The sequence below is a fragment of the Arthrobacter livingstonensis genome (genome assembly GCF_003219815.1).
Classification (GTDB): Bacteria; Actinomycetota; Actinomycetes; order Actinomycetales; family Micrococcaceae; genus Specibacter; species Specibacter livingstonensis.
Window position 1 is genome coordinate 21,424 of record NZ_QJVD01000038.1, and the last position, 6,722, is coordinate 28,145.

A 6,722-nucleotide genomic window follows, 5' to 3' on the forward strand; every position below is an offset into this window, starting at 1 on the left:
ACCGTACATAATTGCGAGCTCCAGATGCAGTCGCTGCATTTATGAACGCGGGCGGCCGCGTCCTGGGAATGCTGCATGTCGTCCGGGGTCGCCGTCGACTTCGTTTTGCTGCCGTGCGTTCCACCTCCGCGGTAAACCGCATCATCACCAACCTGGCAACCCTCTACATCGCAACAACCAGCATAGGCCCGGACAATACCGGTAAAGCCACCGTGGAAGATATCCAAGCCTCTACGGAGACTACATTCACCGTTCACCTCGACATCAACACCAGCAGTTTCGAGCTTACATTTGAAGGAGTACCCGCATGAGCCTGCGCGAACAATTTGGCAAAGACATCCTGCTCACTGGATGGGGCCACAGCCGCTTTGGCAAGCTGTCCGAGGAGACCCTGGAATCCCTTATCGTCCAGGTCTCCACCGAAGCCATCACCAACGCCGGAATTGAACCTGGGCAGGTTGATGAAATCTACCTGGGCCAGTTCAACGCCGGTATGACGCCCCTCGCCTTTCCCTCCTCACTGGCTCTGCAGGTATCCGAGCAACTGGCCAATGTCCCGGCAACCCGTGTGGAGAACGCCTGCGCGTCGGGCTCCGCCGCCATGCAGCAAGGCGCCAAGGCACTGCTCGCCGGCACCGCGAAGACGGTGCTCGTAATTGGTGCAGAGAAGATGACACAGGCCGGGGCTGATGTCGTCGGGGCAGCCCTGCTGGGCGCGGACTACGACATGGCAGGCAAGCCCTCCACTACCGGCTTTACCGGACTCTTCGCCGAAGTCGCCAAGCACTACGAAAAACGCTACGGAAGCGTGGGAGATGTTCTGGGCTCCATAGCGGCCAAGAACCACCGCAACGGAGTCGACAACCCCTACGCCCAACTCCGGAAGGACCTCGGCGAGGACTTCTGCCGCACCGTCTCGGAGAAAAACCCGATGGTCGCCGATCCGCTTCGTCGTACCGACTGCTCCCCCATCTCCGACGGTGCCGCCGCCGTCATACTCTCCACCCACCGCACTGGCGGGTCCACCACACCAGTGCGGTTGGCCGGGTTCGGCCACGCGAATGACTTCCTCCCCACGGAACGCCGCGACCCGACAGCCTTTGTGGGTGTCCGTGCATCATTTGAGCGCGCCTTCGCCATGGCCGGTCTCGGGCTTGGTGACCTGGACTTCGCCGAAGTCCACGACTGTTTCACCATCGCCGAACTGCTGATGTACGAGGCGATGGCCCTAACCGAACCCGGCCAGGGCCACCGCGCCATCGAGGAAGGCTGGGTCTACAAGGATGGGAAACTTCCCATCAATGTCTCCGGCGGACTCAAGGCCAAGGGACACCCCGTCGGCGCCACCGGCGTCTCCCAACACGTCGTCGCCGCAATGCAACTTACCGGCACCGCCGGCGACATGCAGCTGCGCGGCCCGCGACGTGCAGCAGTGCAAAACATGGGCGGCGTCGGAATCGCAAACTACGTCAGCGTCCTCGAAGCCCTGTAGTCGGGAATGAGCATGGATTGTCTTTGGGGAACGGAAAATGACTGATGTACCGAAGCCACGTGAAGAAACATCCGCAGTGGGCCTTGCGATGTTGTAAGCCGTTCATTGGGGTTGGCCATGTAGAGCGCGCGTGGACAAGTGAGTGATTGGCCAGATTCTTGAGGTAGTGCCAGGGTCGCTGGATCCGCGAGTCCAGGATTGGGTGGCCGCGCTAAGGGGTTACGCGCGTGCGGACCTCGTGGCCACGGTGCGGGCTTACTTGCGGCACAGAGGATAGTGGGAAGGCGCGGCCCGGGAACTGGGGGGTGCACCGTGCACCGCAATTTCCTGCGGCACCGCATGGGCATTGCCACAAGGTTGCTTCGAGCCGATCCCGACGATCCGGGTGTGGCCGCCAACCTGTGGCTGGCACTGCGCGCGGAATAGTGCAGAACCAGCCTGCCGGGACGGGTCAGCCGCCGGACGCGGCGCTGCTGCTGGCCGCAGAAAGGCGAGAGTCTCCGAGCCACGACAGAACTGCGGCGTCGTGTTCGCCCAGTCGCGGAGGGGCTTCCGTGCGGACAGGGATGGGAGGCGTCCAGGTGATGGGGTTGCGGATCTGCCGGCCCACGGGAACGCCGGCGGCGTCGTGGACCTCAACGGTGGGTTCCAGTCCCAGGGATTGGGCGTACTCGAGGCCTTCATCGATTTCTGAGACATGTCCTGCCGGGACGCCGGCGTCCGTCAGCGTGTCCTGCCAGTGGACTGCGGTGCCTGTGGACAGGGCCGCCTCCAGGATCGGCACCAGCTCGTCGCGGTGGGCCACCCCGGCATTGTTCGTGGCAGAGCGCGGATCCACCGCAATGTCGGGTATCCCCAGGACCCGGGCCAGTTTGGTGAACTGGCCTTCGTTGCCGCAGGCCACGGCCAGTGGCGCGTCGGCGCAGTCCAGCAGCTGGTGGGGCACGATCGAGGGATGGTCGTTGCCCATGCGGCCCGGCGCCTTCCCTGAACCCAGAAAGGCCTGGCCCTGGTTGGCCAGTGCGCCCTGCAGGCTGGAGAGCAGGTTCAGCTCCAGATGGGCGCCCGCCCGGATGTGGTGCGGGACGCGTTTCGTTCATCCCAATACCGTGCGCTACCGACTTCGCAAGGCGAAGGAGCTGCTCCACGGCAAACTCACAACATCATCGATGATCGCCAATCTGCATCTGGCCTACCAAGATGAAATTCTCGCCCTTCAGGAAGGCCACAGGGAGTATCCCCACTTGTCGTAGACGTCGAATTAGACGCCGCAGCGGGGATGTTTTCAAAGGGGAAGAGTGGTCGAACGGGCGATCCAAAGATCGAACAAATCACGCGTTGTTTTGAGGTTTCACCTTGTTTCAAGCACGAGGTGTTCCAGCCCACGCCCTGGTGTCCCTGGGGCGGCCTTCGTCGAACTGTGGCGCGTGGGCGCCCGGCTGACCAAACGGCTGGATGCCCAAGCATCCGGACAGGACTGGATTAAAAGCACGGGAATCCAGTCATCATTCGGGACCGGATCTCGGTGGTACTAACGCGCCGTCTACGGCACAAACCTGGCAGGCCCGGCTCCCGGCGGCTTCACCACCGCGACTCTCACCTGAGGACCGCCGCACCATGGCGTCGCATGTGGCAGGCATTCTCCATACGGGACGATCTGGGGGTGTGGTTTGGTGGAGAAAGCCGCACTGGGCTGGACCGCCGCAGACATTTATCGGTCTGTGGGTTCAAGGGAATCCTGCGAATTACGTGATCAGGATGATCTAAGCTGCCACGCCGGGCTGTTTGCGGTATCAAGGGCAAGTTCCTGGCTGCCCGGCAGTGCCCAGGACCGTAATTACAGCGATCGGAGGGCCTATTGTTGCCCGTAACTGCCCGGCCGCGTTCGGAAAAGTGAGAACCGTGAAATCCCCTCTACGTCAAGCTGGTTGTGAGCCACGTGCTGAAAATGATGACCAGAAACTCAGGAAAAGTCTGGCTCTCCTGACATATCCGTGGGTTATCTCCGTCCCGGGAGTATTGGTTTGTGACCTCCGAGGCTGAGCGTGGCTAGGCTGATCAGGGCGTCGGGAGATTTGAAGCCGAAGGCTACCCGGGTCATGAGCCTGATCTTGGTGTTCATGGATTCGATGCGGCCGTTGGAGAGTCCGTGTTCGATCGATGCCAGGATGCTGGCCCGGTGTTTAGCGATACTTTTCTGCAGCTTCACGAACGCAGGAATCCTACAGCGCCTGGCCCACGAGACCCATCTGTCCAAGGCCACGATGGCATCCGCGTGGGGCAGCTTGAAGATGGTGCGTAGACCTTCCTTGAGGTAGTAGGCCGGCCAAGTCTCGGGTCGGTTTGCACGATCCAGGCGAGCTTGACCTGTTGCTTCTCGGTGAGGTCCTCGGGGTTCTTCCAGAGCGCGTAGCGGGAGTTCTTTAGCTTCGTGGCCTGCTCGCTGTCGGGCCGGGGCGGGGCGTCATTGGAGGGCCGTCCCCGGCCCCGGCCCGGTTCGTTTTCCCTGGCTGCTTTCCGGGCCCGGTTCCAGGCGCTGCGGCGCTCTTCATGCAGGGCGTCGGTAGCCCACATCACGACGTGGAAGGGGTCAGCGACCCGGACGACATCGGGGCAGCATTCGGCCACGACCGTGGCGATCCATGCGGCAGCATCGGCGGAAACATGCGTGATCTGGGCGGATCGTTCGTCGCCGAGGGCGTCAAAGAACTTCCGCAAGGTGGCCTTGTCCCGGCCAGGGAAGCCCACACCAGCCTGCCGGAGTCATGGTCCATGACGACGGTCAAATATTTGTGTCCTCGCTTGTAGGAGATCTCGTCAATGCCGATCCGTTTCAGGCCCGCAAACGGGTCAAGGGTCTTGGCGGTGTCCTTCCAGACCCGGTCGATGATCGCACCGACGGTGCGCCACGCGATGCGCATCAGCTCGGTGGCGGCACTCTTGGAACACTTGGTGGCCAGCCAGGCGACGTGCTGGTCAAAGAGCCGGGTGTGGTCGGCCTGGTGACGTGCCCATGGCACGGCGGCAACGACCACCTTGTGCTCACGATTAACCGCTTGGTAATCTCACTTTGACCATGAGGTTCTGCTGTGGAACCTCCACCGGGGCGGGCTCAGCTTCAGTGCGAGAAGTATCTACGGGGTCCGGTTCGAGGACCCCGGGGCAGACTCACAAGGCCAGCCTGTGGGAGGTTCAACGAGCCGTGTTGTTGTATGTTGCTTTGAGCCAGGTGAGGATTGTTTGCAGGCTTTCGGGGTCCAGGTGTGTGTCGGGTGCGTTGTAACCATTTCCGGGTGTGGCGGCGACTTCGGCCGGGGTGCGGGCGTCTTCCTTGAAGACGTGGTTCGCGTTCGGGGGGAAGGCGAAGGTGACGTTTGCCTTTCCGGCGGCGGCTTCCTGGAGCGGGCCGCCGTCGGCGTGGGCATCGATCTGCACGTCCCTGCCACCGATCAAGACCAGGGTGGGGATCTGCACCTGCCCCAGGGAGTCGCGGGTGGATTCCACCCAGAGCTCACGGGCAAGGGGCAGGTTCGCGGGGGCCTCGAAGCTGGCCAGGACCATCTTCACGCTTTCGGGCAGGGCCGGATCGGCGTTCATTGGTTCCCCGGCCGTGTAACGCTCGGCAGCTTCCTGGACCTTGGGCAGCAGCTGTGCCCCGCCGGGGATCTGGGCGGCCTGAAGGGCCAGCTGGGACAAGAGCACCTCCTGGATGGGCCGGCCCGGAGGTGCGGCGAGCACGATCCCGGCGAAGGGGACGTCCAGGGTGCTGGTGGCGTAGTGGAGGACGTGGAGGGCTCCTTCGCTGTTGCCGAGCCCGACAATCCGGCTGGGGTCAACGAAGTCCAGTTGCGAGAGCAGCTGGACGGCAGCGACCAGTTCGTCCAGGTGGGACTGCATGCTCAGCTTCCCGATGAGCTTTGGAACGTTCTGAATCGCATGCGGGCCCGAGACCCGCTTGTCATAGCGCAGGGAGGCGACGCCGGCATCGGCCAAGGCTTCCGCGAAGAGACGGCCGCTGCCATTGCTGCCGGGCAGCAACGGCGAACACCAGTTACGGTCGGTCGGGCCACTGCCGGCGACAAGGACCACCGCAGGGAAGGGCCCCTCGCCGTCGGGCCGGGCAACGGTGCCCTCCATGGTGATGCCCTCGAGCTGCCAGGACACGTCAGTGGATTTCGTCATGCGCACAGTCTCACAGCGAACTAGGACGGGGACAACCACCGGCACGCAGACAACATGGAAGCGCTTGGGAATATTGCTCCGTGGAAGGGAAGCCCTGGCGGGCAAGCCTCGCCTTGGAGATGGCGGGACCGCGGTAGGAATGTTCAGCTGCTGGCCGGTCTGGCAATGAGGTAGAGCGGGAACGCGAAAGCAAAAAGCACAAGGCACAGCGCAGCCCACACGCTTGAGGTCTCCACCGTAAGCCCCAAGAACGTAACTGTCACGGGCCGGCCCTCCTTTTCGTGGGGCCGCGCATGTCTAGTCGTCTCAAGGTCAGACCGGAGGTCCAGGCCAAGGCTGTTGAGTTCGTGGTTTCCTCGCGTCGTCCCATCATCCAGCTGGCGAAGGAAATTGGGCTCGCCCGACGTGAATGTGGATGGGGTTATTTTTGGTCTGAGAGTTTGATCTCGATGGGTCCGCAGGCGAGCATGATCAGGGCCGGTGCGGCTTCGGGTGTGTTGAATCCGTAGGATCAGCGGGTCATTGTGCGGATCTTGTTGTTCAGGCCTTCGTGGTGGACACCGGTTCCGGAACTAGAGATATCATCCGGGAACTTCGCGGCGAACTCGGCATGGCTGGTGACTGCGGTCATGGCCAACAATCTCACCCGGGCTGCCGGGGTCCTCGCCGCAGGGGACTTCGCCAAAGCCAGGACCGGGACGATCCGGCGCAAGCTCATCAACATTGCCGGCCGTGTCGCTTCCAGCGCCCCGCGCATCAAACTACACCTACCCGAGTCCCGGCCAAGGCAAACCGCCCGGGAGCAGCTCTTCGCCGCGACCCCCACGCCCCGCCACAAGCAGCATGGAAGCCATCCATCCAGCCGGTCATCGGCGCAACCCCGGAACAAAAAAGTGGAACATCAACGGCAGCGAGGCCGGGCGATCAACGTCATATCCGCCGATGCCGGCTTTGAACCCCGAATCCACATGGCAGGGCTCGTCGACGGCGGACTGTCAGATGCTGTGGTCGAAGACTTGATGGCGGTCGTCACGGAAGGACTGAGCAA

Annotated in this window: 6 protein-coding genes and 2 pseudogenes; 5 read left to right on the forward strand and 3 right to left on the reverse strand. The window is 62.8% G+C overall.

Annotated features, from left to right (window positions below):
* Positions 1–41 precede the first annotated feature (41 nt).
* From CVV68_RS23290 to CVV68_RS24415, 3 genes are all read left to right on the forward strand, one after another.
* Positions 42–311 (forward strand): hypothetical protein, encoded by a 270-nt coding sequence (locus CVV68_RS23290; protein WP_146238984.1) that lies wholly within the window; start codon positions 42–44, stop codon positions 309–311.
* Positions 308–1,492 (forward strand): acetyl-CoA acetyltransferase, encoded by a 1,185-nt coding sequence (locus CVV68_RS20840; protein WP_110502919.1) that lies wholly within the window; start codon positions 308–310, stop codon positions 1,490–1,492. The genes CVV68_RS23290 and CVV68_RS20840 overlap by 4 nt, the downstream gene beginning before the upstream one ends.
* 312 nt (positions 1,493–1,804) lie before the next feature.
* Positions 1,805–1,918 carry a helix-turn-helix domain-containing protein gene (locus tag CVV68_RS24415; protein ID WP_245933694.1) on the forward strand — a complete coding sequence of 38 codons (114 nt, stop codon included), beginning with the start codon at positions 1,805–1,807 and terminating at the stop codon, positions 1,916–1,918.
* A 25-nt stretch (positions 1,919–1,943) separates the two neighbouring features.
* Here CVV68_RS24415 and CVV68_RS20850 read toward each other — a convergent pair whose 3' ends face one another.
* A complete protein-coding gene (locus tag CVV68_RS20850) occupies positions 1,944–2,567 on the reverse strand; it encodes a CoA transferase (RefSeq protein ID WP_110502920.1) in 624 nt (207 codons plus the stop codon).
* On the opposite strand from CVV68_RS20850, the gene CVV68_RS24420 reads away from it, so the two are divergent.
* Positions 2,566–2,745, forward strand: coding sequence for a helix-turn-helix domain-containing protein (locus tag CVV68_RS24420; protein WP_245933695.1), 180 nt, complete (start codon positions 2,566–2,568; stop codon positions 2,743–2,745). The genes CVV68_RS20850 and CVV68_RS24420 overlap by 2 nt on opposite strands.
* Before the next feature lie 746 nt (positions 2,746–3,491).
* On the opposite strand, the pseudogene CVV68_RS20860 reads toward CVV68_RS24420, so the two are convergent.
* Positions 3,492–4,536, reverse strand: a pseudogene (locus CVV68_RS20860) (ISL3 family transposase); the annotation flags it as partial.
* A gap of 148 nt (positions 4,537–4,684) precedes the next feature.
* Positions 4,685–5,674: an alpha/beta hydrolase family protein gene (locus tag CVV68_RS20865; protein WP_110502922.1), complete on the reverse strand. Its 990-nt coding sequence runs from the start codon at positions 5,672–5,674 to the stop codon at positions 4,685–4,687.
* A gap of 584 nt (positions 5,675–6,258) precedes the next feature.
* Here CVV68_RS20865 and CVV68_RS24425 point away from each other — a divergent pair.
* Positions 6,259–6,453: pseudogene (locus CVV68_RS24425) on the forward strand (IS1380 family transposase); the annotation flags it as partial.
* Positions 6,454–6,722 lie beyond the last annotated feature (269 nt).

Excerpts from the sequence above, each read along its gene's own strand:
- CVV68_RS24420 (WP_245933695.1), top strand. The coding sequence starts at position 2,566 with ATGTGGTGCGGGACGCGTTTCGTTCATCCCAATACCGTGCGCTACCGA.
- CVV68_RS20865 (WP_110502922.1), bottom strand. The coding sequence starts at position 5,674 with ATGACGAAATCCACTGACGTGTCCTGGCAGCTCGAGGGCATCACCATG.
- CVV68_RS20840 (WP_110502919.1), top strand. The coding sequence starts at position 308 with ATGAGCCTGCGCGAACAATTTGGCAAAGACATCCTGCTCACTGGATGG.
- CVV68_RS23290 (WP_146238984.1), top strand. The coding sequence starts at position 42 with ATGAACGCGGGCGGCCGCGTCCTGGGAATGCTGCATGTCGTCCGGGGT.